The organism is Myxococcales bacterium (assembly GCA_016716835.1).
In the GTDB taxonomy this organism is placed as follows: Bacteria; Myxococcota_A; Polyangia; order Haliangiales; family Haliangiaceae; genus JADJUW01.
On sequence record JADJUW010000001.1, the window covers coordinates 180,635 to 204,760 of the forward strand.

19 protein-coding genes are annotated in these 24,126 nt (G+C 64.6%); 13 read left to right on the forward strand and 6 right to left on the reverse strand.

Going from position 1 to position 24,126, the window contains the following annotated elements:
• Positions 1-40: 40 nt before the first annotated feature.
• Positions 41-382: a hypothetical protein gene (locus IPL79_00750; protein ID MBK9069529.1), complete on the forward strand. Its 342-nt coding sequence runs from the start codon at positions 41-43 to the stop codon at positions 380-382.
• A gap of 598 nt (positions 383-980) precedes the next feature.
• Here the strand turns inward: IPL79_00750 and IPL79_00755 are convergent.
• Complete coding sequence (locus IPL79_00755; protein ID MBK9069530.1) at positions 981-1,304, reverse strand: hypothetical protein; 324 nt, start codon at positions 1,302-1,304, stop codon at positions 981-983.
• Between the two features lie 105 nt (positions 1,305-1,409).
• On the opposite strand from IPL79_00755, the gene IPL79_00760 reads away from it, so the two are divergent.
• From IPL79_00760 to IPL79_00785, 6 genes are all read left to right on the forward strand, one after another.
• Entirely contained in the window at positions 1,410-2,150 is a 741-nt protein-coding gene (locus IPL79_00760) for an RNA methyltransferase (GenBank protein MBK9069531.1), read from the forward strand.
• On the forward strand, positions 2,137-4,557 hold the full coding sequence (locus tag IPL79_00765) for a PBP1A family penicillin-binding protein (protein ID MBK9069532.1): 2,421 nt from the start codon (positions 2,137-2,139) through the stop codon (positions 4,555-4,557). Before IPL79_00760 ends, IPL79_00765 begins: the two co-directional genes overlap by 14 nt.
• Before the next feature lie 135 nt (positions 4,558-4,692).
• On the forward strand, positions 4,693-5,586 hold the full coding sequence (locus tag IPL79_00770; GenBank protein MBK9069533.1) for a hypothetical protein: 894 nt from the start codon (positions 4,693-4,695) through the stop codon (positions 5,584-5,586).
• Positions 5,580-6,869 (forward strand): hypothetical protein, encoded by a 1,290-nt coding sequence (locus tag IPL79_00775; protein ID MBK9069534.1) that lies wholly within the window; start codon positions 5,580-5,582, stop codon positions 6,867-6,869. Before IPL79_00770 ends, IPL79_00775 begins: the two co-directional genes overlap by 7 nt.
• Positions 6,866-8,611, forward strand: coding sequence for a HAMP domain-containing protein (locus IPL79_00780; protein ID MBK9069535.1), 1,746 nt, complete (start codon positions 6,866-6,868; stop codon positions 8,609-8,611). The genes IPL79_00775 and IPL79_00780 overlap by 4 nt, the downstream gene beginning before the upstream one ends.
• Positions 8,612-9,003: 392 nt before the next feature.
• Positions 9,004-9,801 (forward strand): transposase, encoded by a 798-nt coding sequence (locus tag IPL79_00785; GenBank protein ID MBK9069536.1) that lies wholly within the window; start codon positions 9,004-9,006, stop codon positions 9,799-9,801.
• A gap of 329 nt (positions 9,802-10,130) precedes the next feature.
• Here IPL79_00785 and IPL79_00790 read toward each other — a convergent pair whose 3' ends face one another.
• A complete protein-coding gene (locus tag IPL79_00790; protein MBK9069537.1) occupies positions 10,131-11,711 on the reverse strand; it encodes a hypothetical protein in 1,581 nt (526 codons plus the stop codon).
• A gap of 27 nt (positions 11,712-11,738) precedes the next feature.
• Positions 11,739-12,509, reverse strand: a complete 771-nt coding sequence (locus IPL79_00795) for a hypothetical protein (GenBank protein MBK9069538.1) — start codon at positions 12,507-12,509, stop codon at positions 11,739-11,741.
• A 105-nt stretch (positions 12,510-12,614) separates the two neighbouring features.
• Here IPL79_00795 and IPL79_00800 point away from each other — a divergent pair, with 105 nt between their 5' ends.
• The 5 genes from IPL79_00800 (at position 12,615) to IPL79_00820 (ending at position 19,362) form a co-directional block, all read left to right on the forward strand.
• A complete protein-coding gene (locus IPL79_00800; protein MBK9069539.1) occupies positions 12,615-13,454 on the forward strand; it encodes a DMT family transporter in 840 nt (279 codons plus the stop codon).
• 220 nt (positions 13,455-13,674) lie between these two features.
• Entirely contained in the window at positions 13,675-15,837 is a 2,163-nt protein-coding gene (locus IPL79_00805; protein MBK9069540.1) for a DNA internalization-related competence protein ComEC/Rec2, read from the forward strand.
• 18 nt (positions 15,838-15,855) lie between these two features.
• Positions 15,856-17,214, forward strand: coding sequence for a tetratricopeptide repeat protein (locus tag IPL79_00810; GenBank protein MBK9069541.1), 1,359 nt, complete (start codon positions 15,856-15,858; stop codon positions 17,212-17,214).
• Positions 17,211-17,948, forward strand: a complete 738-nt coding sequence (pgsA, locus tag IPL79_00815; protein ID MBK9069542.1) for a CDP-diacylglycerol--glycerol-3-phosphate 3-phosphatidyltransferase — start codon at positions 17,211-17,213, stop codon at positions 17,946-17,948. Before IPL79_00810 ends, pgsA begins: the two co-directional genes overlap by 4 nt.
• A 7-nt stretch (positions 17,949-17,955) precedes the next feature.
• Positions 17,956-19,362, forward strand: coding sequence for an anthranilate synthase component I family protein (locus tag IPL79_00820; protein ID MBK9069543.1), 1,407 nt, complete (start codon positions 17,956-17,958; stop codon positions 19,360-19,362).
• 6 nt (positions 19,363-19,368) lie between these two features.
• Here the strand turns inward: IPL79_00820 and IPL79_00825 are convergent, their stop codons facing one another.
• The 3 genes from IPL79_00825 to ileS are packed head-to-tail and all read right to left on the reverse strand — an operon-like array spanning position 19,369 to position 23,586.
• On the reverse strand, positions 19,369-20,160 hold the full coding sequence (locus tag IPL79_00825) for a hypothetical protein (protein MBK9069544.1): 792 nt from the start codon (positions 20,158-20,160) through the stop codon (positions 19,369-19,371).
• A gap of 36 nt (positions 20,161-20,196) precedes the next feature.
• Positions 20,197-20,739, reverse strand: coding sequence for a signal peptidase II (gene lspA, locus IPL79_00830; GenBank protein ID MBK9069545.1), 543 nt, complete (start codon positions 20,737-20,739; stop codon positions 20,197-20,199).
• A 9-nt stretch (positions 20,740-20,748) separates the two neighbouring features.
• The gene (gene ileS / locus IPL79_00835) at positions 20,749-23,586 is read right to left on the reverse strand and encodes an isoleucine--tRNA ligase (protein MBK9069546.1); all 2,838 of its coding nucleotides are present in this window, start codon (positions 23,584-23,586) and stop codon (positions 20,749-20,751) included.
• Between the two features lie 71 nt (positions 23,587-23,657).
• Here ileS and IPL79_00840 point away from each other — a divergent pair, with 71 nt between their 5' ends.
• Positions 23,658-24,101, forward strand: coding sequence for a cytidine/deoxycytidylate deaminase family protein (locus IPL79_00840; protein MBK9069547.1), 444 nt, complete (start codon positions 23,658-23,660; stop codon positions 24,099-24,101).
• Positions 24,102-24,126: the final 25 nt, after the last annotated feature.

Here is a 24,126-nt window from a genome sequence, read left to right on the forward strand (position 1 = left end):
AAATCCCCTTAATAGTTGGAACCCATTAACTTAAGTGCGGATGATGAAGTCTATTAAGCTATTCGATTATAAAGAAGCAATTATTGAAAGAGGAGCAATACTAAGGTGTCGCGGTCTTCCTCCTTACGAAGAAATTGTAGACTTCTTGGTTTGCGAAACGGTTGGTTCCAATTCTTTCCAGCTAGTTGTCTCTTCGGGCTACAAAGCTGGACTTAGATTTTGCGTGTTTCCTAAAGAATCAATTCCTGATGATTACGTTACTGGCCTCAAGACTCAATGGTTGATCGAAAATTGGGATTATTGGGGGTATGTTGATTGTCCGGTACGAGAAGTTAGGATTTTTAAAAATCTCGTCCCTGAATCATTGGATATGCTCAAATAAAACAGAAGCTTTCATCGGTCCTGTTATTGCGCCGTGAAGGTTCACTAGGGGGTGTCCCTAATTTTTGCGGGCAGCCTTGGCGTGATTTGCCCGTGACGAATTAGTCGTTCGATTGCCGGACGCGCGCACGAATCGGCAGGCCAAACCTAGGCCAAGCATCGCCTGCGTGGGCAACCTACCGGCAGGTGGCGCACGTTTCTTCCGCGAGCATAGATTGCACGGCGGTGTTCGTGGCACCGAGGGATGTGGATACCACAGCCGTCTCGCTTCGCCCCGGAGGGGTGCTATCTGCGAGCAGGAAGACATGTGCGCTCACCTGCCGGTCCGCATCCGCGGCCCAAACCCTAGTGCTCTGTCTCAAAAGTTTTGAGCCACCCTGCTTGGTCTGACGCCCGAATGCCGGCGTTGCTCGTCGGTTGTTTGGAACCACCAAACGCCCTCCTCGCGCCTTGGCCTCGGACGCCATTCCGGCGCATGGTAGCTCAAAACTTTTGAGACACAGCACTAGATCACCAATGCGCGCCAGGGTAATTCACGCCCGGCCTGCACTCAAAAACTAGGGACGCCCCCTAGATGGATCAGCCTTTGAGCCAAAACTCTACGCGTCGCGCGAGCGACCGACGCGGCGCAAGCCGATGATGAGCAGGCCGCCGGTGGCGAGGACGACGATGCCGCCGAGGATGAGCAGCGGATAGCGATAGGCGCCGCCTTTGGCGGGCGCGCGCGAGGTCCAAAAGCCTGACGCGGCGGCGGGTGGCTGCGACGTATCAATGCGGCCGACGCTGGGAGCGGTGACTTGCGTCGGCGCTGGCGCTGGCGCGGGCTGTGCATGCGCGGCCGGTTGCGAGATCTCGCCAGCCAAGACCGTGCAGCCAATGGCCAATCCAAGCAGCGCAAACGCGAGGGGATGGCGCTGTTTCATGGCTCCAGATACCAAGGCGTCGCGCCCGCACGCAACCCAAATTCGCCAATTGTCGCGCTTGCGGAGCCGCCGAGGCCGGGCGTTTAGCTGTGGTACATTGCCGCCGTGGCGCTTTCTCGTTTTGATGCCCTGCTGGCCCAGCATGACGCCGACCACGTCGTCGGGGCGCTGGCCCCGTTCGTGGGGCAGGCGCGGCGGCAGACCATCGAGCGCGTGCTCGCCGCCCGGCTCCTCGGGATTGAAATCGTGCTCGAGGACCTGTTTGACCCGCGCAACGCGGCCGCGGTCATGCGCACCGCGGAGGCCTTTGGCGTCTACCGCCTGCACATTTCCGATCCAAACGAGGAATTTCGCCCGGCCAAGACTGTTACCAAGGGGTGTCATCGATGGCTTGAGATGCAGCGGCATCGCAATACGGTTGCGTGCATCGAGGGCCTGCGGGCCGCGGGCGTCGCGGTGTGGGCCGCCGCCCTAGAGGCGCCGCACACGATGGATGACATCGACGTGTCAGGCCCGGTGGCGGTCGTCTTTGGTAACGAGCATCGCGGCGTCTCACCGGACGCGCAGGCCGCCTGCACCGGAACCTTCTCAATTCCAATGGTTGGCTTTTCGCAAAGCCTCAACATCTCGGCGGCGGCGGCGATCGCCATTCACGCGCTGACCGGGCGCCGGCGCGCCGAGCTCGGTGGCCTAAGCGATTTGACGCCGTCCCAGACTCAACGCATGCGCGCCCAAATGCTGGCGTGGTCGGTGCGTGAGCCCGAGGCCCTGGTTGCGCATTACGCCCTGGCGGTGCCGACCAACTCGCCGCCTATCCAATCAAGGAGCCCCGATGACACCTACTAAACGCCGCGTACCAACCGCGCGGTTACCGCGTACGACGCCGCAAAAAGGTCAGGCGGCCGCGCCCTCACGCCCGTGGGTGCGTTGGCTCAAGCGCATTGTGCTCGCCGGCTTGCTCATGGCCGCGCTGGGCGCCAGCGCCTTAGCGGCGATGTTCTGGATGTGGTCGCGCGATCTAGACCGCGATATGCGCAGCGACACCTTGTCGATTGCGAGCATGCGCAACCTCGAGGGCTATCACCCCTATCAGACCACGGTCATTTACGATGCGCGGGGCCGTCGCATTGGCGAAATTTTTGAAGAGCGGCGCACGGTGGTGCCCTTTGAGCGCATGCCGCCGCAACTCATCGATGCCGTCGTCGCAACCGAGGACGCGACGTTTTGGGAGCACGAAGGCATCGACTTCATGGGCATCGTGCGCGCGACGATTGAAAATGTGCGCTCGGGAGAGGCCAAGCAAGGCGCCTCGACGATTACCCAACAGGTGGTGAAAACGTTTTTCTTGTCGCCGCAAAAAACCATCAAGCGCAAGGTGCAGGAGATTATCTTGGCGCGGCGGATCGAGAAGCAGCTCACCAAGCAGGAAATTCTTTCGCTGTACCTTAATCAGATCAACTTTGGGCATGCGCGTTACGGCGTGCAAGAGGCCGCGCGCTTCTACTTCGGCAAAGACGTCGACCAGCTTAATCTCGGGGAGGCGGCGATGCTGGCTGGCTTGCCGCAGTCGCCAAGCCGGCTGTCGCCCAGGTCGCATCCCGAGGCGGCCAAGGCGCGGCAAACGCATGTGCTCAACCGCATGGCCGAAACCGGCAAGATCACACGCGAGCAGCTAAAGCAGTGGGTGAATACGCCGCTTACCATTGTGGCCGAGCCGCCGCGTGCGGCGGGCGTGGGCGCCGACTGGGTTGAGCTGGTGCGGCAAGACCTCACCGCGCGCTATGGCAAGGAGCGCCTCGCCACGCTGGGGGCGAGCGTTACGGTAACGCTAGATGCCAAATGGCAAGGAGCTGCCGAAGGTGCGCTCGAAGCCGGCCTCCGAGCCTATGATGCGCGGCAAAAACTTGGCGTCGCGGTGCGCAAGGTTAAGCCTGCGGCGATCGCGGCCGAGGTCGCCAAGCTCACCAAGAAGCTCGCCAAGGTACGCGAGCTCGACCCGCGCAATCGCTATGAGGCGGTGGTGCTTGAAGTGCATGAGGACGACAACGAGTTGGTCGTCGATTTTGGCAAAGGTCCGGCGTCGGTGTTGCTCGGCGGCGCCGGCGATGCGCGCTATGTGCCACGCGGCAAAGATGGCAAAGACGTCAAAGTTGGCCAGGACGGCAAGCCGTCGCCGCGGTTTGCGGTTGGCGATGTGATCAAGATTGCCAAGGCAGACGTGAATGAGGCGCGCGAGCCTAAGCATGCCAAGGCGCTGGTGCAGTTGGCGCCGGGCGCCCAGGGCGCGGTGGTCGTGATCGACAACAAAACGCGCAAGGTGCGCGCGTTGGTGGGCGGTTACGACCAAGTGCCGGGTGGCTTTAATCGCGCGCTGCAGGCCAAGCGGCAGCCCGGTTCAAGTTTTAAGCCCTTTGTCTATGGCGCCGCGCTTGAGGCCAGGCGCGTCACGCCGGCCTCGATCGTCAACGACGCGCCCGAGGTCTTCGATTTGTGGAAGCCCAAGAATTATGATGCCGCCAAGTTCGAGGGCCCGGTGCGACTGCGCTATGCGCTCGCCAAGTCGATCAATACCGTGGCCATCCGGGTGTGTGCTGACATCACCCCCGCGGCGATCGTCGATTTTGCGAAGCGCGCCGGGATTGTTTCTGAGTTGCCGCTCGAGCTGTCGATCGCGCTCGGCTCGGGCGAGGTGACGCCACTCGAAATCGGCAACGCCATGGCGACCATTGCGAGCCTTGGCGCCATTTCGCCGCCGCAATTTATCGACAAGGTGAATGACGAGGTCGTGCCGCCGCAGGCTGCGAGCCAGGTGCTAGATGCGTCGGCGGCCTACGTGCTCCTCAGCATGATGCAGTCGGTGATCACCGAGGGCACGGGTACGCGCGCCGCGAAGCTCGGCCTGCCCATCGCGGGCAAGACGGGCACATCCAACGATTCGCGTGATGCGTGGTTCATCGCGGCGACGCCGGACTATTCGTTCGCCGTGTGGGTTGGCTACGACAATAATCGTCAGCTCGGCAGTGGCGAGGTCGGCGGCGTGACGGCGGTACCTATCTTTGTCGAGATGGTGGCAGCGATGAAGCTGGCGCCCAAGCCATTCCCGCGGCCCGTCGGCGTCGAAGAGGTGCGCATCGATCGCGTTACCGGGCTGCTGGCCGATCCAGCCGCGCCCGTGGAATCCGTGTTGAGTGAGGTTTTATGGTCGGCACCGCGCCCGTCGAGACAGCGCCGCTGCCAGGGCAGGTGGACTTAGATTCTGCGGTGACCCAGGCGTATGAGGACGCGTATGGTGGCGAGGCGCGCCAGCCAACCGCCGGTGGCGCGAGTGACGACGATGCCGATGCCGATGCTCCGGTCGTGACGCCGTAACTCAAATAGGTGCCGACGCATGCGCAGGTACGGATTCTTGGTAGTGGCTTGGTTGGCAAGTGCAGCGGATGCGGCAGGTGCCGCGGCGGCGCCGCCGTCACAGTCTCAGCCGCAGCTGGCGCGGCTCTATACGCTTGAGATCGAAGCGGCCGGCGTGTTTGCGATCGATACCGATCGCGATGGCAGCGATGAACTCGTCATAGTTGGCGATGAGGCCGTTGTCGTTTTCGCGAGCGAAAGCGGGCGCATCGTGCGCGCATGGCCGTTGCCGCCAGAACGCCCCACAGCCATGCCGCTGGTGGCGGGTTATTACGACGCCAGCTCGCACGCGTTCGTGTTTCGCTCGTCGCAACGCTTGGCTGGCAGTCGGCTCGACCTCGCGTCCGGCACGCTGGCATGGGATGCCGAACCGTTTTATCCGCTCTGCCAAGGGCGCTCGATGGCGCTGGACGAAAATGACGGCGCGTTTTTCAGCGACGATGAGCGCTGGCGCTGGCGGCGGTGTGGCGAGTTTGCCGCAAGCGATGGTCGGATGACGTGGACCGCCGCCGTGTCGCTCGCGGGCCGCCTGACCGTTGAGGCGGCGACCTGCGCGGCCGAGGCCTGTGGCGCGCCAAAGACCTGGGGCCCATTTGGCGGTAGCGGCGATGCATTTTCTGTGTGGTCGCGGCAAGGCCAACCCTATGTGGTTACCGCTGGCGACGCGCCACGTGGCGGCGGCGACACCCTTTCCATTTGGGCGGCGGCCATCACGGGCAAGAAGTCACGGCCGCTTTGGCGCGGCGAGTTCGCGGGCGGCATCGTTGGCATCGTCGCAATAAACAATTCAGCTACGCCGGCGTCGCCGCGGTTGCTGGTGGCAACCGCCTTGCGCGGGGCCTCGCGCCTCGATGTGTGGGAGCTGCGATGGTGAAGGCCGCGGTTCAGCGGCGCGCGTTGCCGCTGGTTGGCGTGCTGCAACTGTTGCTCCTTGCACCCGCCGCAGGCGACGTGCGGCCACCGCGCGGCGGCGAGGTTGTCCTCAGCAGCGACAGCACCCTTGCCAACGTGGGTACGTGCGGTGACCCGAGCCTGGCGCACACGGCGGCCGAACTTGGTATTTGCCGGCTGTTTTACGAGCCGCTCTATGTCGCGCGGCGCGACGGCGTCATTGTGCCGCGCCTGGCCGCGGGCCCCATCGCGTGGAGTGCCGATCAAACCGTGGCAACCATTGAGCTGCGCGCCGACATAGGCCTGCACGACGGGCGCGCGCTCACCGCGGCGGATGTTGCCGATGCCCTCTTGCGCGCGTCGCGCAGCGGGCGGTTCGCGCTGACGTCGGTCGCTGCCGACGAAGCGCGGCTTGCGGTTGTGCTGACGTTGCCGGCGCCTCGCCCGTGGCTAGCGGCCGAGCTCTCCGCGCCGTGGATGGCGATCGCCACGCGCGGCGTCGGCAGCGGGCCGTTCGTGCGCCTGTCCACCTCGGCCGATGGCGCGACGTGGATCAGCGCGCAGCGCTTTGCAAATTATTGGGGCACCCCGGCCTGGCTTGACAAGCTTGCATGGCTGCCCCCCAGCGACGCCGCACGCGAGGCGAGGCAGTATCATCGCGGCGCGACGTGGTGGTCGCATGTTGGCGGCGACGCGTCAGGTCTGCCTAGCGCGCATGCCGAGACGGCGCTGTATGCTCCGCTTATACGGGAGGTGTCTCTCGTCCGGCGCGGTCGCGCAATGACCGCGCTGCCGCTGCCATCGATGATCGACACTGTGGCGCTGGCGCTAGACGTTCCGTTCGCCCGAGCCCTACCTATGACATTGCAGGTCGACGCGGCATCGTCGCAAACGCAAACGGCGCAGACTGTGCCGCTATACTTCGATCAGGATAACGCGCGCCTGCGCCACCTCGCCGCCAAGGTTGCGTGGCAGCTCTCGCGTCATGGTGTGATCGCGACCGTCACGTCGGTCAAATATGCAGCGCTTGGACCGACCGCGACCGTGGCAGAAGAGGCGCTTGTTCTGGTCGATGTCGCGACATGCCCCGCTTGCGCCGCGCTGCCATCGCCATTGGCCGAAGCGCCAGCACGCCTTACGTTGCTCCGTTACGGCCACGTGCTTTCGCTGCGACAGGCGCTGCAAGGCGTGGAGTTTGATGGTTGGGGCATGCCGCTATGGGAAGCCATGTACGCGGCACCCGCGGCAGGAGACGATTCAAAATGACGCTACGGTCTCGCATCTTCTATGCCGTGTTGGCGGTCGCCGTGGTGCTGGTGGGCGTCGCCACGCTGCTGACGCGCCACATCTTGGCGCAGAGCTATCGCGAAGACTATGCGGCGCTGCGGGTCGATGTCGACGTTGCCCTTACGCGTGAGCTGGCGTTGCGCCGGCAATTGCTGGGGCAGGTGGCCGATGCGGTGGCGCAGGCGCAACATCCGCTGATGGCCGCGACCTTTGCGCGGCTCGAGCAAAAGCTCGGCGCGCTCGATGAGGGCGATCGCCGAGCGCTTGCGGCGGTGGCCGACGCCTCGCGCGTCGCGCTGGGCGTCGACGAGCTCGTCGTCATCGGCCACGATCAGCGCATCATCGTCGCCAGCGGACGCCCCGAGCTCGTTGGCGAGCTTGCCGGTGCGCTCGGGCAGCGGGCGGACCTCGCGCAGGCCACTACCGCGTTTGGCGACGACCTGGGGCAGGCGGGTCAGGTGCGGACGATCGCCCTGCGCGCGGTGCAAGAAGGCGCCTACCTCGTGACGATTTTCGTGGCGCGCTGGCTCGACGAATCCTTGCTGCAAACTATTTCGCGGCCAGGCTTGGTCGTCGCGCGCTTGGTCGCCAGCGATGGCCGCGTGCTGCTCGGCGCGTCGCCACTTGACGGTCAGCCGCCGCGGGTGCCGACCGTAAGCGCCGCTTTGCTCAACCTAGATGGCACGGCCATCGCGCAGGTGCACGCCAATATTTCAGACCAGACGCTCTCGGGGGTGCTCGCGCGCCTGTCGCTGGTTGCGCTAGGTGCGAGCCTGGGTGCGCTGCTGCTGGCCGCAGGCCTAGCGACGTGGCTGTCGCGCCGCGTGACGCATCGCCTCGATGAGCTGGTGGCTGCGGCCAACGCCGTCGCCGGTGGCGATCTTTCGCGGCGCGTCGCCGCCGACGGCCACGATGAGTTGGCGGGGCTGGCGGCGGCATTTAATCACATGGTGGCGCAGGTCAACCAGGGCAACGAGCGCGTCGCCTGGGCCGAGCGCCGCGCCGCGTGGCAGGATATCGCGCGCCACCTCGCGCATGAAATCAAGAATCCCTTGACGCCGATCCAGATGTCGATGGACACGCTGCGCAAGTCGTACGAGCGCGGCCATCCGCAGTTCGCGGAAATCCTCGCCGAGTCGACACAGACCGTGTTGCAGGAGGCCGCACGCCTCAAGAAATTTGCCACCGAGTTTGGCAATTTTGCCCGGCTGCCGCGGCCGGTCTATGAGCAGTTTGACCTCACGGCGCTTGCCAAGGGGCTGGCCGCCATGCGCGGCAACGTCGAGTTTGAGGCGCCGCCAGAACCCATCATGATCTCGGCCGATCGCGATCAGTTAAGCCAGGTGCTGCACAATCTGCTCGACAACGCTGCCGATGCGGTGGGGCAGGCGCCGCGGCCACAGCCGCCGCGCATTACCTTGTCGCTGAGCCTCGAAGCCGGCAGCGCGCGCCTCGCCGCCGAGGGCGATGCAGCCGCCGACGCCGTCGTGATGACGGTCGCCGACAACGGCATCGGCCTTTCCGCCGAGGTGCGCGCGCAATTATTTACGCCCTATGTCACGAGCAAGCTCGATCGCGGCGGCACCGGCCTTGGGCTCGCCATCGTCCACCGCATCGTCACCGAGCACGGCGGCACCATCGAGGCGCCGGACGTGCCGCTCGGCACGACCTTCGTGGTGTGCCTGCCGCTCGTCGCCGCGGCGCCAGCGTCGGCTACTTAGACCCACGCTGAGAGGTGCGAGCGGGCACTACCAGACTGCTGACATTTCCCGCCCACACCGCTGATCCTGTTCGGGGAGGCGCCGGGCGCGGCTTCAAATGGCCAGCGCCCCGGCGCTCTATCGCCAAGCACCGTAACTGCCCCGTCCCCCGGCCCCGGGTTCTAATGACCCGGGCCGGGCGGCGGTGTAAGGATCCATACACGAGTCGAATCTGCGAGGGCCGAGATGTACCCGGTCTTTACCGGTCGTTGACCGCAAAAACGCAGGTGTCAACCATGTCGTCGGTCCGTGTCAGCGATGTCGATGGCCCGTTGTGTCAGCTATGTATCCGGTTTGTACCCAATCGATTTTTGTAGATTAAGGTCGGTCGCTGATATACTATAGCCGAATCAATGACGGGCGTCATAACTCGCAAAGGCAGCAAGTCGCGTGCGCAACTTGCGTTCGCTGTTGGCACGCCGCATCGCAAGGCCAAAGATGGCTCGCGCCGCGGCGGCAAGCGCGCCGGCGCCGGTCGCAAGCCAAGCGGAAAGGTCGCGATGGTGTCGCACGCGCGGCGTCCACTACATAAGGCTGCGCATCCGCTGCACATTTCAATGAAGGCCCTTCCAGATGTGCCGAGCCTGCGTCAGCCGCGTCTGGTTCGCGTCATAACGAACGCCATGCGCCAGGTCCATGGCAGGCAGCAGGGCGACGCCAATCGCGGCGCATTTCGCATCGCCCAATTTTCCATCCAGGACACGCATGTGCACCTGCTGGTCGAAGCGATCGACAAGCGCGCGCTGGCTAGCGGCATGTCGAGCCTGGCGATTCGCATCGCCCTCGCCATCAAACGCACCCTTGGTCGCGACCACAAGGTCTGGTGCGACCGCTACTTCGCCCGCCGCCTTACCGTGCCCAAAGAAGTTCGCAACGCGTTGGTCTACGTGCTGCTCAATAGCATCAAGCACAAGCCAGACCGGGTTGCTGCTGGGCGCCAGCAAACGAGCACGCGGGTGTTGGTAGATCTTCGCTGCACCTCAGCCGGGTGGTTTCGCGGGTTTTCGCCCACGTTCGAGACATCGTTGAGGCAGAGCGGCACGCCTCAGGAGCACGACCCACCCGTGGCGGCGGCTGCGACGTGGCTGCTCACTACGGGCTGGCGTAGGCATGGACTCATCGACCCTCGCCGCGATGCGCCGCAGAGCTAGGCAACGCCCACTGCGAGCCCGGAGGCACTTCCATGGTGAACCGCAAAATGATCTTGGAGTCCCATGCGGAGTGGAAACATATCACTAGTTCTTTTCCGTTCGATTCGTGAACTACGTGACTTATGTCTTCATTGCGATACTCATCGAGAACTAGATTGTTTACGCTGCCAAATTCAACAACGTATATTTCTCCCCGCCAGTCCTTAATGCTCAGCGTCAGGTGGTCGTTGCGCAATAGCAAATGTTGGATGGCGCCATCCTCCCATCTGTGTTGTAAGAACTCAGCCAAGTCCATCGCGCGAACTTCGAAATAGCACCAAGGCCGCGTCCTAAGCCCGCACCGGCACGGCGCGTAGGGCGGCCTTGCCGTCTTTGACGTAGACCGAGAACTTCACGTCGATGCAGCCGGTTTGGCTGATGAGCTGGCTGCGGTTGCGCGCGATGGTCTCTTCGAATTTGTGATACGTCAGGCCCGTCGTCGACTCGCCGCACGATTGCTTGGTGCGAATGTATTCGTCGTAGATGGCGCGCAGCTGTGGATCTTCGCTGCCCGGCGTGGAAGGCGGTCGCGGCGGCGGGGGCAGCGCAGGTGGCGCGCCCTTTGGCGGCGCGGCTGCCATCTGGGCGGCGGCGGACGGCGGCGGTGGCAGATCGAGGTCGTCATTGGCGTAGCGCTTGCTAATCGATTCGAGCGAAAAGTCATCAGCGCCGCCGACTGGTGGCGGTAGCGGCGCCGGCATCGAGGCGATGCCGACCGATGAGGCACCGGTGGTGGCACCGGTGAGCAGTTGGTCGAGATCGTTGCGCGCCGACTTGGTTTCGCGCATCAGCTTGTCGATTACGATATTGACCGCGCGCGCGACCTCGCCATAGCGCCCACTGTGGCGCGCCTCGTCGAATTTCTCGGCGCTGGCCTGGACCAGACCAAGGGCGTCGCGCTGTAATCTTCGCAACGGTCGCCCGCTCTCGAAATAGGGCAACAGCAGGCCAAAGATCAGGGCAGCGAGAAAAGCGCCGCCCACCAACGCGAGCAACACCCAGGGGATTTTTAGATCGGCACGGGTCAGCTTACCGATGGTCGAAAACAGCCCGTCCTCAAAGGGACGCGAGGCAAAGAACACGAGATACGCCGACTTTGCCTGCGATTCGCCCGGCAGTGACAGCGAGAGAGCCACCAGGTCCGTGTCGCCGCTGCGCGCGATTTGCACCGCGCTGGTAGGACACGTGCGGCGGTGATTAGTTGGCGCAAGGGTGATGCCATCGAGCCGGGCGCTCGAGGTGGATGCGATTTGCTGCGGGCCGAGAAAGGCTGCGACCTGCAAACCAAGTGAGTCACCGAATTTACTTAGCGACTTGGCATTGAGCGCCCGCCCGAGCAAGAGCGCCCCGGCATACCTGGCGCCGGCCGCCGACGTCAGCACGACCGGTGAGGCGGCAACCAAAAAGATATTGTTCTTGTCAAACCAAACGTCGTCGCGGACAAAGCCGCTGAGCGCGTCGTCGACCAGGGGCCGGCCCGACATGCTGTCGCCAAATAGGTTTTCGTCGTTGCCCAGGCGCGCGATCACGCGGCCGTTGCGGTCAAACAAAATTGCAATCTCAGGCCCCGCCTCCCCGAACTCAGCGAGCATCTTCGCGCCGACGGCTTTGGCCGCCGCGTTGATCTCTTCAGAGATTTGCGCGGCCTCGCTGGCGGCGCCCAGGGTGCTGATGAGCTCGGCATGGCGAGCGCCCTGTGCCACCTCGGTGACGCGCGCTAGCGCCGAATTCTCAAGCCGAATATTGGCGGCGTCACACGCCACGGTCAGCTTCTCGCGGGCGACGCGATCGCGTTCGCGATGGGCGGCCCAGGCAAGATAGCAATGAGCAGCACCGCGATGAGCAATGCGACGGCTAAGGCGAAGGACCAAAATCGAGTGAAAAACATTAGGCGCGTCTCATTTGGCGGGGGGAGGCGCCGCGCCCGGCGCGGGCGTTGTGGCGGGCGCTGCGGTGGGGCTGGCGGTGCTAGTGGTGCCAAGGCCCGCTGGCAAACGCAGGTTGAGCTCGGCGGAGGAAGACCCTACGGTAATTTGTTCATCGGTGCGGTCGACCCAATTAGTGTCGTACCACACGCGCACGCGCCATCGGCCGGGCGGGACGTCTGGAATTTCAAACCGCCCGTCGGCGCCGACCATGGCGAAATACGGCGTCTCTAGCGCCAAGATCGTGCCGCCCAAAAACGGCAAGTCCTGATCGACGATCGAATACGTGCCGGCTTTTTTAATGCGAAGCTCTTTTTGCGCGCCGGGGTTCACCGGGCCCGCAGGGACCAGCGCGGGGTCTTCAAGGCTTTTTAAGATCGGCGCGGTGCGGCCGCGATTGCGCACTACCACGGTCGTGCCGACGCGCGTTGCAAACACCGTGCGCGAGAATGATTGTCCGAGAAAATCCCAAAACACGTCAATCGCCGGCGGCGGCGTGGCGGTGGTGTCGCCCTCTAGCACGACCACCAAACGCGGCATGGGGTCGTTGACCCGCGTCGGCAAAAACGGGTTCGCTTTGCGATCAAGGAAGCCCTTGGTGCGTTGCGGGGCGGGGCCGATGCCGCTCTGAGGCAGCTCAACCTTGCCGCGCACTGGCGCCGCGCCCAACTCCATTGGCATGGCGGCGAGGATCGTCGCGCCGACCACGACATGACCCAAGCTGCGTGCCCTCGGTTGCCCCATTAATATGATCGTAAGGTGCCATGGCGGGCGCAGCAAGCGGCGCGGGCGGCTATTGCCATGGCGGGTTTGCTACGCGCGGCGCGCAATGCGCGTACATTTACGCCGATGCCGTGGTCTGCCAGCGCGTTGCTAACGTTGAGCGCTGCGGCGTTCGCGGTAATGGCGACGCTGGTGCACGCGGCCGCCGCGACGATTCACGTCGCCATCATCGTGTGGTCGCGCCTGCTCGTTTCGCTGATCGCGAGTTGGTGGGGCATGCGCCGACAAGGCATAGCCATGTGGGGTGATCGCCCACAAGCGCTGCTGCTGCGCGGCCTCATCGGCGCTGGCGCGTTATCGTGCTTCTTTATCAGCCTCGGCGCGATGCCGCTGGCGCAGGCCACGACCATTCAGAACGCCGCGCCACTGTTGGTCGCGATCTTTGCCTGGGTGGCGCTGGGCGAAGAACCCGATGCCATGGTCTGGCTTGCGCTCGCGCTTGGGGTCGGCGGCATCGCCTTGGCCGGCGAGGTTTGGTCGATGGCGGACGTCGGCCCGTGGGCGCTGCTCACCGCCATCACCGGCGCGGCGCTTGCGGCGGCGGCCTATGTCACCGTTAGGCAGCTCGCGCAAAGCGAGCCGCCGCTGCGCATCGTCTTCTTTTTCCCGCTCGTCGCCTTGCCACTGACCACGCCGTGGGCGGTCGCGCATTGGCGCCCGTTGCGGCTCGGCGAGCTCGCCTTGCTGCTGGCGATTGGCCTGTGCACCCAGGTGGGGCAGGTGGCGATGACCATGGGCATGGCCAAGGTTTCGGCGAGCCGCGCCGCGGCCTACGGTTTTTTGCAGGTGCCGATGGCCATGGTGCTCGGGCTGCTCCTGTACGAGGTGCCCTCAATCTGGGTTGTGCTTGGAGCCGTGTTGATCTTGCTCGGGCAGGGCGGCCTATGGGCCACGGGTCGCAAATAAGCGCAACAAGCACGACCTCGCGGCGATAGCCCGAAAGTGAGCTCCGCGCGCCCGCGTTCCCTCGATCTAGTTTACTTGGCGTCCTACGGCGTCATTGTCGCGGCGGCGGTGTGGGGCCTGCGGGGCGGCGGCAACGGCAAGCACCTCGTGATGCCCGATCATCTGTGTGACGTGCGCGGCGAGGTCGAGCAAGTGCGCCCGCGTTGCGCGCGATCGCTGGATGACGCTCGTCGCCGGTCCCGCCAAGACCACGCTAACTCACGTGCCGACGCGGGTGTTGCCTGGCGACGAAGTGGCACTACGCGGCGTCTGCACGCCCGCGCCCGGCTTCTTTACACCGGGCTCGGCGACGCCGTGGCAACGCGGTCAGCGCGGCGGCTACGGCCAGGTGTTGCAGCAGCCGCAGCTTATCGCCGTAAATCAGCAGCAACGCTGGCATTGGCGGCGGCCGTTGGCTCACCTGAGCGATCACATCTATGATCTCATCGTGCGCCATGGCGCGCACGCCGATGCGACCGGCCTCGTACTTGGCCTGGTGCTTGGCAACACCGCCGACGTGCTCGATGAAGACATGGAACGTTGGCGCGACCTTGGCGTTGTGCATGCGCTCTCGGTCAGCGGGCTTCATCTCGGCATCGTCGCGATGCTGGTATTTTGGCTGAGCACGCGCGCAGCCATCGCCATGGCGCGATCGCAAGCGGCTGGCGTGCTGGGCGCCCATGTCTTTACGGCGCTGGTGGTTACGTTTTATGCCGGTCTCACTGGGCTGCAAACCGCCACGCTGCGCGCGCTGGTGATGATTCTGCTGATCTTGCTGGCGAGCAGCCAAGGACGGTCGTTGGCGCCGTGGCGCCTGCTCATCATCTCATTGGCAGCCATGCTTGCGTGGCAGCCCGCGTGGATCTGCGATCCGTCGTTTCAATTATCCGCGGTGGCGACCGCGGCGTTGGTGGCGGCGGCGCCGTGGTTTGTCCATGACGGCGTCGTGCCGGCCACGCGCTCGCGCGCGCGGCGTGGCTTGCGCTGGACGCTAAAGGCCGTTGTTGTCTCGGCGTGGGTATCCTTGGTGACCGCGCCGATCGTGGCCTACCACTTTCATCAAGTTCCCATTGCGAGCTTCATCGCCAACTTGTTAGTGACGACGCCGTGCGAGTTAGTGGCCTTGCCCATGGCGCTGCTTGCGGTCGTCGTGGCGCCCATCTCGGACGGCTTGGCGGGCGCCTTGCTGGCGGTGGCGGAGGGCGCCGCGGTGGTCTCGCTCGTAGCGGCGCGTTGGCTGGCCCCGTGGTTGCCGACGGTTGAGTGCGCGCCGCCCGCGCTGCCGGCAATGGCGGCTTACGGGGCGGCATGCGCGTGCTTGTGGCTCGCCGTGCGCAATCCCGCGCGGCGGCTCCGCCATGGCCTCGCGGCCGCCGCCATGATCGCGATCGCGGCAATGTGGACGCCGGTGGCATCGTGGTGCGCACGGAGCGCGCCCGCCGCCGGCAAGCTAGTGGTGACGTTTATCGATGTCGGGCAGGGCGATGCGGCCCTGATCGAGTTTCCCGGCGGCGCGCGTTGGCTGGTTGACGCCGGCCGCAGCGCCACGACGACGAAGTCCGATGCGGCTTATGATCCACTGTTGCGCTATCTGCGCGCGCGTCGGATTACCGCGCTGGATCGCGTCATCATCACGCATCGCCATGCGGATCATTTTGCGGCGCTGTGTCACTTGGCGGGACGCATCGCCATCCGCTCGCTGTGGCGGACCGAGCGAGCAGCCGCGCTGCCGCCGCCGGGCACCGATGGCTACGCTGACCCTATGGGGATCTTTGACAGTCGTTCGGCAACCGAGGCCGAGTTTGATCGCTGCGAAACATCGTTGCGCACCGCCGGCACCGTCGTCGATTCGCCGCGCCTTGGCATCTACCATGGTCCAAGGCTTGGCGGCGCGCGCGTCCACGTCATCGGCCCTCGCGCGCTGTCCGCTACATCGCGCCGCGCGACGGCAGAAGCGGTGCGCGGCGAAAACGATAATTCGATCGTGGTCCTAGTGAGCTATGGCGGACGCACGCTCGCCCTGCTCGGCGATGCGTCGGAGGAGCAAGAGGCGTCACTGCTCGCGCGCCTTATCGCCGTCGACGCGGTTAAGATCGGTCACCACGGCAGCGCCACCTCGTCGGCGCAGGCGGTGGTGGACCGCTTGCGGCCGCGCGTGGCGATTGCCTCGGTGGGGCGTGGCAACCGCTTCGGCTTGCCGGCGCGCGAGGTCATGGTGCGATGGGAACATCGGGGGGCGACGATCTTGCGCACCGACCGCCACGGCAGCATTTCGGTGGTCATCGCCCCCGATGGGCGGTGGCAATGGTTTACCTACGTGGGGGGCGTTGTTGCGCTGCCATAAACGCGATAGCCTTGGCGCGTGGCACAATCCGAATTAGAGCTGGTGCTTAAGGCGGCCGGCGAGCTCGTACGTCAAGAGCGCTTGCAAGAGGCGGTGACGTCCTTGGTCACGCTCGAGGGCGCCAACCCGGAAAATCTCGAGGTGTGTGCGCTGCTCGGCTTGGTGCTGTTTCGCCTCGGACGCTACCCGGAGGCTTTGCCGCGTTATGAGCGGCTGGTGCGCGCTAACCTCGCAGACGGCGTTTCGCGGCTTAATCTCGGCATTGTGCTGCTCAAGCTCGATCGCGCCGAAGCCTCCATTTCGCACCTAGAGGCCGCACGCACCCTTGATCCGGGCCAGCAAAAAACCGTGAGCTATCTGGGACTGGCCTACGCCAGTGCCGGGCGGCTTGCCGACGCGTATCGCGCTTTTTGCCAGGTCGGCCAGGCGGACTTGGCGCGCGAGGTCGCACAAAGTGTCTCCCCCGCAGAGCTTGCCGCCATTGATCGCGAATTGGCCACGCCGCCGCCGCGGCAGGCTAGCCGCCCGATCTCGCATCCGCCGCCGATGCGGCCAACCACGGCGCCACCGCCGCCGTTGCGCGAACTTGCGCTGCCGCCGCCCACGCCTGGACCATCCCTGACGGCACCGCCGCCCGCCGCAGCGCAAGTCAGTTCAGATGCGCCGCGTGCGCGTCGCGAAAGCCATGTCGAGCGCATGGTGCGCGAAATCGCGCCGGCCAAGACCGCAAGCACCGATGCGACCGAGGCCATGTTGCTATCGCGTTTCGCCGCAAGCCGGCTCGAATCAACTCCGAGCAAAGGGTTTACCGCGACGCGCGATGGCGTTATCTCGGCGGCGGTCAATGGCGCGATCTGCGCACGCCTGAAACACGTGGTCGCGTACTCGGGCGAGCTAACCTCACAAGTGCTCATGCGTCGTTCGCGCGGGCATGAGCTGGCGGAAGCCTTCGCGATGGGCGATGACCCCGTCTATCGGATTAGCGGACAGGGCATTTGTACCTGGCAGGCGCCCGCCGGCAAGCTGCTTGAGCTCGATGAAGACATCTTGTATTTGCCCGAGGAGTTGGTCTTGGCGTTCTCCGAGGAGTTGCGGTGGGAAAATGGCTATGTACCAGGCACCAACCGGGCGCGCTCGTTCGTGCAGTTTCGCGGCACCGGCACCGTCGCGGTGGTTTGGCCGACGCTGCCGCGCGGCCTCAAGGTCGCGCAACGCCACCCGCAGTACGTCGTCGGTGAAGCGCTGCTTGGCTGGGTCGGGCGCATCGTGCCGCGCGCCACGCATGCGTCGAACCTGCTCACCGAAAAACCCGCGGTGGGTGCGTGGCTAGAATGTAGCGGCGAGGGCGTCGTATTCGTCGAACAACAGGCGTCATGACCGGCGCGGCGCCGCCGACACCCGCGGGTGGGCCTCCGCCGCCGCGGACCGTCGCATGGCGATCGCTTGGCCAAGAGGCCGCCGAGCTGCCCAATCTCGTCACGATGCTGCGCATTGCGCTCATCCCGCTCGTGCTCGTCTTCGCCAGCAAGGAAGGCCTTTCGTGGGGCATTGCCGCGTGCGCGGTGTTCGTCGTCGCCGCCGTCACGGATTTTCTCGACGGTTATCTCGCCAGGCGCCTAAACCTTGTCACGGTACTGGGACAATTTCTCGACCCGCTCGCGGACAAGCTTATCGTGCTTTCCACGCTCATCGTGCTGGTGGAGACCCGCCGAGCCCCCGCGTGGCTCACCATCGTGCTCATGGCGCGTGAGTTGGCCATTACCGGGCTGCGCGCCATCGCCAGCTCGCGCGGTCACGTCATCGCGGCGGGCACGGGTGGCAAGTGGAAGACGGTGTTGCAAATCGTCGGCATCTCATTCTTGCTCATTCACGAGCCGCTGTCGTGGCAGGGCGTGACGGTTGATTGCCACTACGTCGGCATGGTGGTGACCTATGCGTCGCTCGTCTTCTCGTTGGTGTCGGCGGGTGAATATTTTTGGTATTTCGCGCAGGCGGCGGCGGCCGAGGCTGCCGAGCAAGCGGCGCTCGGCAACTCGCGCGAGAAACGGCGCGCGGCGCGGCGCGAAAACAAGATGATGCGGCGTGCGCGGCGACACGCGGCCAAGGAATGAGAGGCACATGCGGCAGGAGGTGATCACGGCGACGCCATGGGCCCTGATGGCCGAGCTCGCGGGCGTGCCAGGCACGGTGATGCTGCATAGCGCGAGCAACGCGGATGGCGTGGGCGCCTCAACCTTTGTCGCCAGCACCCCATGGCGCGAGATTTTCGTCCATGGTGATGAGGCGCGTCTGATGCAAGGCGACGAGGTGCTCGAGCTTCGGCGCGGTGAGCCAGCGCTGGCGATCGAGCGCTGGCTGGCTGACGTTGGCGTTTCGTTGCATGGCGAGGCACGCGCGCTGCCTTGGGTGGCAGGTTATTTTGGCTACGAATTTGGCGCCCAGGTGGGCGCGGGCCACAAGTTGCCAAGGCCGCGAGGCTCGACGTGGCCTGATGCGTGGCTTGGCGTTTACACCGCGGTCTGCCGCTGGGAGCAGGCCGGCGAGCATGGCATCGCGTATTCGTCGCGAGCGCATGGCGTGTCGCCGCGGTTGGCGCAGGCGATGGCAGGCGCCACCTCTGCGCCGTTGTCATCGTCGGGGTGGCACGTGCCATCGGCGCCGCGCGCCGACGAGCGCGAGCTGCGCCCGCGATTTGACGACGAAGGCTATCTCGCGGCCATTGCCTCCGTGCAGCGCGGCATCACCGCGGGCGAGGTGTATCAGGTCAACATTGCGCGCCAGCTCATCGCGGCTTGGCCCAGCGCCGATGCGGTCGCGCTCTACCACGCGCTCAGCTGTGCGTCCCCGGCACCGTTTGGCGGCGTCTTGCAGCTTGCCGCGGGCAGCATCGTCACAAACTCGCCGGAATTGTTTTTGCGCAAGCGCGCTGGCGACGTCCGCATCGAGACCCGTCCCATTAAGGGCACGCGGCGACGCGCGCCGGCCGAGGACGCAACCGCTGCGCGCGATGAGGCGGCGGTGGTGAATGACTTGCTAGCCAGCGAAAAAGATGGCGCCGAGCACGATATGATCGTCGATCTCGAACGCAACGATTTGGGCCGTATTTGCGAAATAGGCAGCGTTCGCGTCGAGCGCCACGGTTATCCCTTGGTCTTGCCACAGCTAGTTCATCGCGTGTCGCAGATCGCCGGCGACCTGCGGGGCGACGTCGGCCTGGCCGCCATGCTCGGCGCGATGTTTCCCGGCGGCTCGATCACGGGCGCGCCCAAGCTCGCCGCGATGCAAATGATTGCGGCGCTTGAGCCCTTTGCCCGCGGGCCCTATTGCGGCGCCATTGGCTACCTCACCAGCGGCGAGGTCTCGCTGTCGGTGGCGATCCGAACCGCGCTGCTGCAGGGAGGCGAACTCGTCGTCACCGTGGGTGGCGGCATCGTCGCCGACTCGGTCCCCGCAGCGGAACTTGAAGAAACCCAGACCAAGGCGCTAGGTTTTGCCGCGGCGTTGCGCGGCGATCATGTGCGATGAAATCAGCTAGGGTGCAAATAGGCCGGTGGTGAAGGTCCAGGCGCCGGCTTCGATAGGCACCTGGTTAAACGACAGCGTCTGCGCGCTATAGGTCGCGCCAAAGCTCTTGGACCCCGTCGTTACATTTAGCGCGACGGCGACGCCCGAGGCACCAGTTTGGCCAGCCGACGTCGTCCACGTCAGCGCGTCGAGGGTTTCGTACGTCGCTGAGGCACCGCTCGGCACGGGCGTGAGCTGGACGTCGCTGCGCGGCGCCGCGCCGCCGCCGCCGTCCTGAGAAAACCAGAACACCGCTTGCCCGCGACTCGCCACCGGCGGGACGTCGGTGTTGGCCAAGATGGCATCAGCATCGCTTGCGGTAAGCAACGGAATCGCCACGTCTTCAATGCGCGCCGCACCTTGGGTTAGGCGCACGATGGTGGTCGCGAATTCATCACTTCCTGCGCCCACTCTCAAAAGCAGAAAGGCGCCGGGGTCCGATTGCAGCAAAAACGTGCCATCGGCGGCCGCGGTGGCTTCGTTGTCCGTCCCGATCTGTGCGACTTGCACCCCGGTGAAATCGATATTGCTGGCGCACTCCAAGGGCGTGCGCATGTCGACCAACTGGCAGAGCCGCCCCGTCGCTTCGCCTGGCACGGCATCGCCGCTGCCGTCGGAGGCGCCGTCGCTCCCGGCGTCACCGCCTGGGCCGATTGGCGGCGGCGTGCCCGGATCGCGATCAAACGGCGAAAAGCCATCGCAGCCGAGCGCGGCGCAGGCCAGCAGGCTAAATAGGCTACGCGACAAGTGAGCGTTCATGGCCTCAGCCTAGCACGCTGGCCGCGCGGTGGGCGACTATGCAGCCGCGACGCGGGCGGCCTTGGCCTCGCGCCATGCGTCGATGACCAGCAGGCCCACGCCTATCACCAAGGCGACGTCGGCGATGTTGAATACCGGCCATTCGTGCTGCTTGTAGCGCCACAGGACAAAATCCGTGACCACGCCAAAATAGACGCGATCAGCCAAATTGCCTAGGGCGCCGCCGGCCACCAAGGCCAGAGACGCGATGAGCAAGCGCTGCTCCGCGCGTGCCTTATGTACCATCCATAGCATCGCCAAGACCGCGAGCAGGCCGATGCCAGTTAGCAGCCAGCGCCCGCCTTGCGCGCTGTGAAACATCGAAAACGCGGCGCCCTTGTTAAAGGCGAGTCGCCATTCCCAGAAACCATCGATGACGGCCGTCGGGACGCCGGTGCAGCGTCCCACCTTAAAATCGTCTGGCACCGCGCAGGCGGCGGGCTGGGTTGGCAGGCTGTGGCGTGCCCAATACTTCGAGCCGAGGTCGAGGCCAATCGTGATCACGGCGATCACCAAGAATAGGTTCCATCGTTTTGACATTGTAGTTCCTTAGGGCTGCAGCGCCGCAGCGCAGCGTTGGCAAACATCATTAGGCGAGGTCGCGAGGCTGTCAAACCATTTCCAGCAGCGTTCGCAGCGCAGGCCCGCATGTGCCGCCACGGTCACCGCGGCGGCGCCTTCCGAAAGCGCCACGCTCGAAACAATAAACAAGTCGGCCAGCTCGGCATGGTGCTTGCGCAGCACCGCGAGGTCGCCAGCCGGAGCGGCAATTGTCACCGCCGCGTCAATCGATTTGCGCTTGGTGGCGCGAAACGCCTCGAGCTCCTTGTTGACGGTCTCGCGCCAGGCAAGCAGCACCGCGAAGTCCGCAAACAGCTCGGTTGGCGCGGCTTGCGCGCTCGGCGACGGCATGCGCGCCAAATGGACGCTGGCGGGATCGCCAGCGCGCTTGGGCAGATAGCCCCAAATATCTTCGGTCGTAAACGCGAGCACGGGTGCATAGAGCGTAATGACCGCACGCAGCGCCTCGTAAATCACCACCTGCGCCGAGATGCGCGCCGCCGACGTCACCGCGTCGGAGTACATGCGATCTTTGACAACATCGGAGTACAGCGCCGAGAAATCGACGGTGACAAAATCGGCGATCGCGCGATGCGCGACGTGAAATTCGTATTTCTCATACGCCGCGGCTACGCGCGCCACCAGCTCGTCGACGCGGGCGAGCAGATAGCGGTCAACGGCATAAACTTGGCCGTCGGCGCGCGTGTGCACGCTCGGGTCAAAGCCCGCGAGGTTGCCCAGCGCAAAGCGCGCGCTGTTGCGAAACTTGCGATACCAGTCGGTGAGGCCATCGAGCAGCGCTTGCGAATACGGGATGTCGTTGCGAAATTCGGTCGACGCTACCCATAGCCGAAACAGTTCGGCGCCAGATTTTTTAATCACGTCATCCGGCGCGATGTAGCTGACCTTTTTGCCCTCTTGCTTGGCCTTTTCGATCGCGCTCTTGGAATACGGATTGCCGTGGTCGTCGAGCACAAAGCCGTGCGTGATGACTTGCTTATATGGCGCCTTGCCGCGCACGCCGACGCTCGCCAGTAGCGAGGAGTGAAACCACCCGCGATGCTGGTCGGAGCCCTCGAGATAGAGATCGATCTGTTCGTAGCCGGGCTGCTTTTGCTGCATCGCCAGCCACGACACGCCCGATTCAAACCACACGTCGACGATGTCGTTTTCGCGCTCAAAGCCCGAGCCCGGCGCCGCGCAGTTGGCACACTTGGTGCCCGCTGGCAAAAGTTCGCTCACCGGCAACGTCCACCACGCATCGGCGCCTTTGGCGTCAAAAATGCCCGCCACATGCTCCATGGTCGCGGCCTCGGCATGCTCGGCATTGCACGACGTGCAGTAGAACGCCGGGATAGGCGTACCCCATAGCCGCTGGCGCGATAGCACCCAATCGGGGCGGTTTTCGATCATGGCATAAATGCGATTGCGGCCCCACGGCGGCACCCAGGTGGTGGCGTCGATTTCGCGCAGCGCCACCTGGCGCAAGTCATTGTGGTCGATCGAAACAAACCACTGCGGCGTGGCGCGAAACATGATTGGCCCCTTGCAGCGCCAACAATGCGGAAAACTATGGCGAATCGACTCGCCTGGCGCGTTGAGCAGATGGCCTGAGGCGTGAAGTTTCTCCACCAGCTTGGGATTGGCCTCATCGATCGAGACGCCCTTAAATTCGGCGAACTCTTCGGTGTAGCGCCCACGCGCGTCGATGGGCGACAGCGGCGGCAGGCCATGCGCCATGCCCGTCTTATAGTCATCAGGACCGTGGCCCGGCGCGGTATGCACCAGCCCGGTGCCTTGCTCCGTGGTGACGTAGTCGGCAAACCACACGCGAAATTCATTGTCGGCGCGCGGCGCGACAAACGGGTGTTGATAGCGCGCGCCTTCCAGCAGCGAAAGCTTTGCCTGGTCGATCGTCAGCCACGTCGCCTCGGGCGCGTCGAGGCCCACGGCCGTGGCAAACGCCGCCGCGAGGTCGCGCGCGACGAGCAGACGCTCGCCGGCCACCTTCGAGGCGATGGCGACATACTCGACGTCGCGGTGCATGGCGATGGCAAGGTTGGAGGGAATCGTCCATGGCGTCGTCGTCCAGATCGGTAGCGCCAACGCCTGGCCCGCAAGGCCCGGGTGCAGCGCAGCTGGGTCGATCCCGCCTTGCGCCGCTGGCACCAAGGGGAAGCGCACGTAGATCGAAGGCGAGGCCTTGTCCTTGTATTCGATTTCCGCTTCCGCCAGCGCGGTGGCGTCGCGGGCGCACCAATACACCGGCTTGTGGCCGCGGTAAAGATATCCGCCGCGCGCAAACGCCGCGAGCGCGCGCACGATGGCGGATTCGTAGCTGGCATCGAGCGTGAGATACGGCGTTGCCCATTGGCCCAAGATGCCCAGCCGAACAAACTCGCTGCGTTGCACCTCGACAAAGCGCAGCGCGTAGTCGCGACAGGCCGTGCGCACCTGCGCCAGCGTCATGTCGCGGCGCTTGGCCCCCAGCTCGCGTTCGACTGCCAGCTCGATCGGCAGGCCATGCGTGTCCCAGCCAGGGACAAATTCGGTGTCAAAACCCGCCATCGTCTTGGACTTGACGACGAGGTCTTTGAGGATCTTATTTAGGATGTGCCCGTAGTGAATATTGCCGTTGGCATAGGGCGGGCCGTCGTGCAGGACAAACTTCGGCGAGCCCGCGCGCGCGGCACGGATTTGCTCGTACAGCCCAAGCTGCTGCCACTGCGCCAAAATCTGCGGTTCACGCAGCGCGAGATCGCCCTTCATCGGGAACGCCGTCTCTGGTAACCGAACTGAATCTTTATATTTTCCTTGCCCCGACATGGCGGCGCGACAGTAGACCAAAAAGACGTTGATCGCGCGGCCGCGGCGGGCAAATTTGCTATAGCTGGCGCATGGCCAATCGCGCGTCTTGGGACGAATATTTCATGAGCATCGCGCAGGTCGTGGCGACGCGCTCCACCTGCGAGCGCAAGTATGTTGGCGCGGTGATCGTGCGCAACAAGACCATCTTGTCGACGGGGTACAACGGCTCCATTCGCGGGCTGCCGCATTGCACGGAAGCTGGCCATATGATGGAGGACGGACACTGCGTAGCGACGATCCATGCCGAGACCAATGCGATCCTCCAGGCGGCGCGTAACGGCGTCATGATCGACGGCGCGTCGATTTACGTCACCGCGAGTCCTTGTTGGAACTGCTTTAAACAGCTTGCGAACGCCGGGATCACCCGTATTTGTTACGGCGAGTTTTATCGCGACACGCGCAGCTTAGAGGTGGCTACTGCAGTTGGCATCGAACTTATTCATGTGCCGATCGCGTCCCCGCCTGGTGCTTAAGATACTGAAATAACTTGAGCCCCCG

Bases quoted from the DNA above. Each gene is read 5' to 3' on its own strand.
- IPL79_00750 (MBK9069529.1), top strand. From the start codon at position 41: ATGATGAAGTCTATTAAGCTATTCGATTATAAAGAAGCAATTATTGAA.
- IPL79_00755 (MBK9069530.1), bottom strand. From the start codon at position 1,304: ATGAAACAGCGCCATCCCCTCGCGTTTGCGCTGCTTGGATTGGCCATT.
- IPL79_00765 (MBK9069532.1), top strand. From the start codon at position 2,137: ATGACACCTACTAAACGCCGCGTACCAACCGCGCGGTTACCGCGTACG.
- IPL79_00770 (MBK9069533.1), top strand. From the start codon at position 4,693: ATGCGCAGGTACGGATTCTTGGTAGTGGCTTGGTTGGCAAGTGCAGCG.
- IPL79_00775 (MBK9069534.1), top strand. From the start codon at position 5,580: ATGGTGAAGGCCGCGGTTCAGCGGCGCGCGTTGCCGCTGGTTGGCGTG.
- IPL79_00780 (MBK9069535.1), top strand. From the start codon at position 6,866: ATGACGCTACGGTCTCGCATCTTCTATGCCGTGTTGGCGGTCGCCGTG.
- IPL79_00785 (MBK9069536.1), top strand. From the start codon at position 9,004: ATGACGGGCGTCATAACTCGCAAAGGCAGCAAGTCGCGTGCGCAACTT.
- IPL79_00795 (MBK9069538.1), bottom strand. From the start codon at position 12,509: ATGGGGCAACCGAGGGCACGCAGCTTGGGTCATGTCGTGGTCGGCGCG.
- IPL79_00800 (MBK9069539.1), top strand. From the start codon at position 12,615: ATGCCGTGGTCTGCCAGCGCGTTGCTAACGTTGAGCGCTGCGGCGTTC.
- IPL79_00805 (MBK9069540.1), top strand. From the start codon at position 13,675: ATGACGCTCGTCGCCGGTCCCGCCAAGACCACGCTAACTCACGTGCCG.
- pgsA (MBK9069542.1), top strand. From the start codon at position 17,211: ATGACCGGCGCGGCGCCGCCGACACCCGCGGGTGGGCCTCCGCCGCCG.
- IPL79_00820 (MBK9069543.1), top strand. From the start codon at position 17,956: ATGCGGCAGGAGGTGATCACGGCGACGCCATGGGCCCTGATGGCCGAG.
- IPL79_00825 (MBK9069544.1), bottom strand. From the start codon at position 20,160: ATGAACGCTCACTTGTCGCGTAGCCTATTTAGCCTGCTGGCCTGCGCC.
- lspA (MBK9069545.1), bottom strand. From the start codon at position 20,739: ATGTCAAAACGATGGAACCTATTCTTGGTGATCGCCGTGATCACGATT.
- ileS (MBK9069546.1), bottom strand. From the start codon at position 23,586: ATGTCGGGGCAAGGAAAATATAAAGATTCAGTTCGGTTACCAGAGACG.
- IPL79_00840 (MBK9069547.1), top strand. From the start codon at position 23,658: ATGGCCAATCGCGCGTCTTGGGACGAATATTTCATGAGCATCGCGCAG.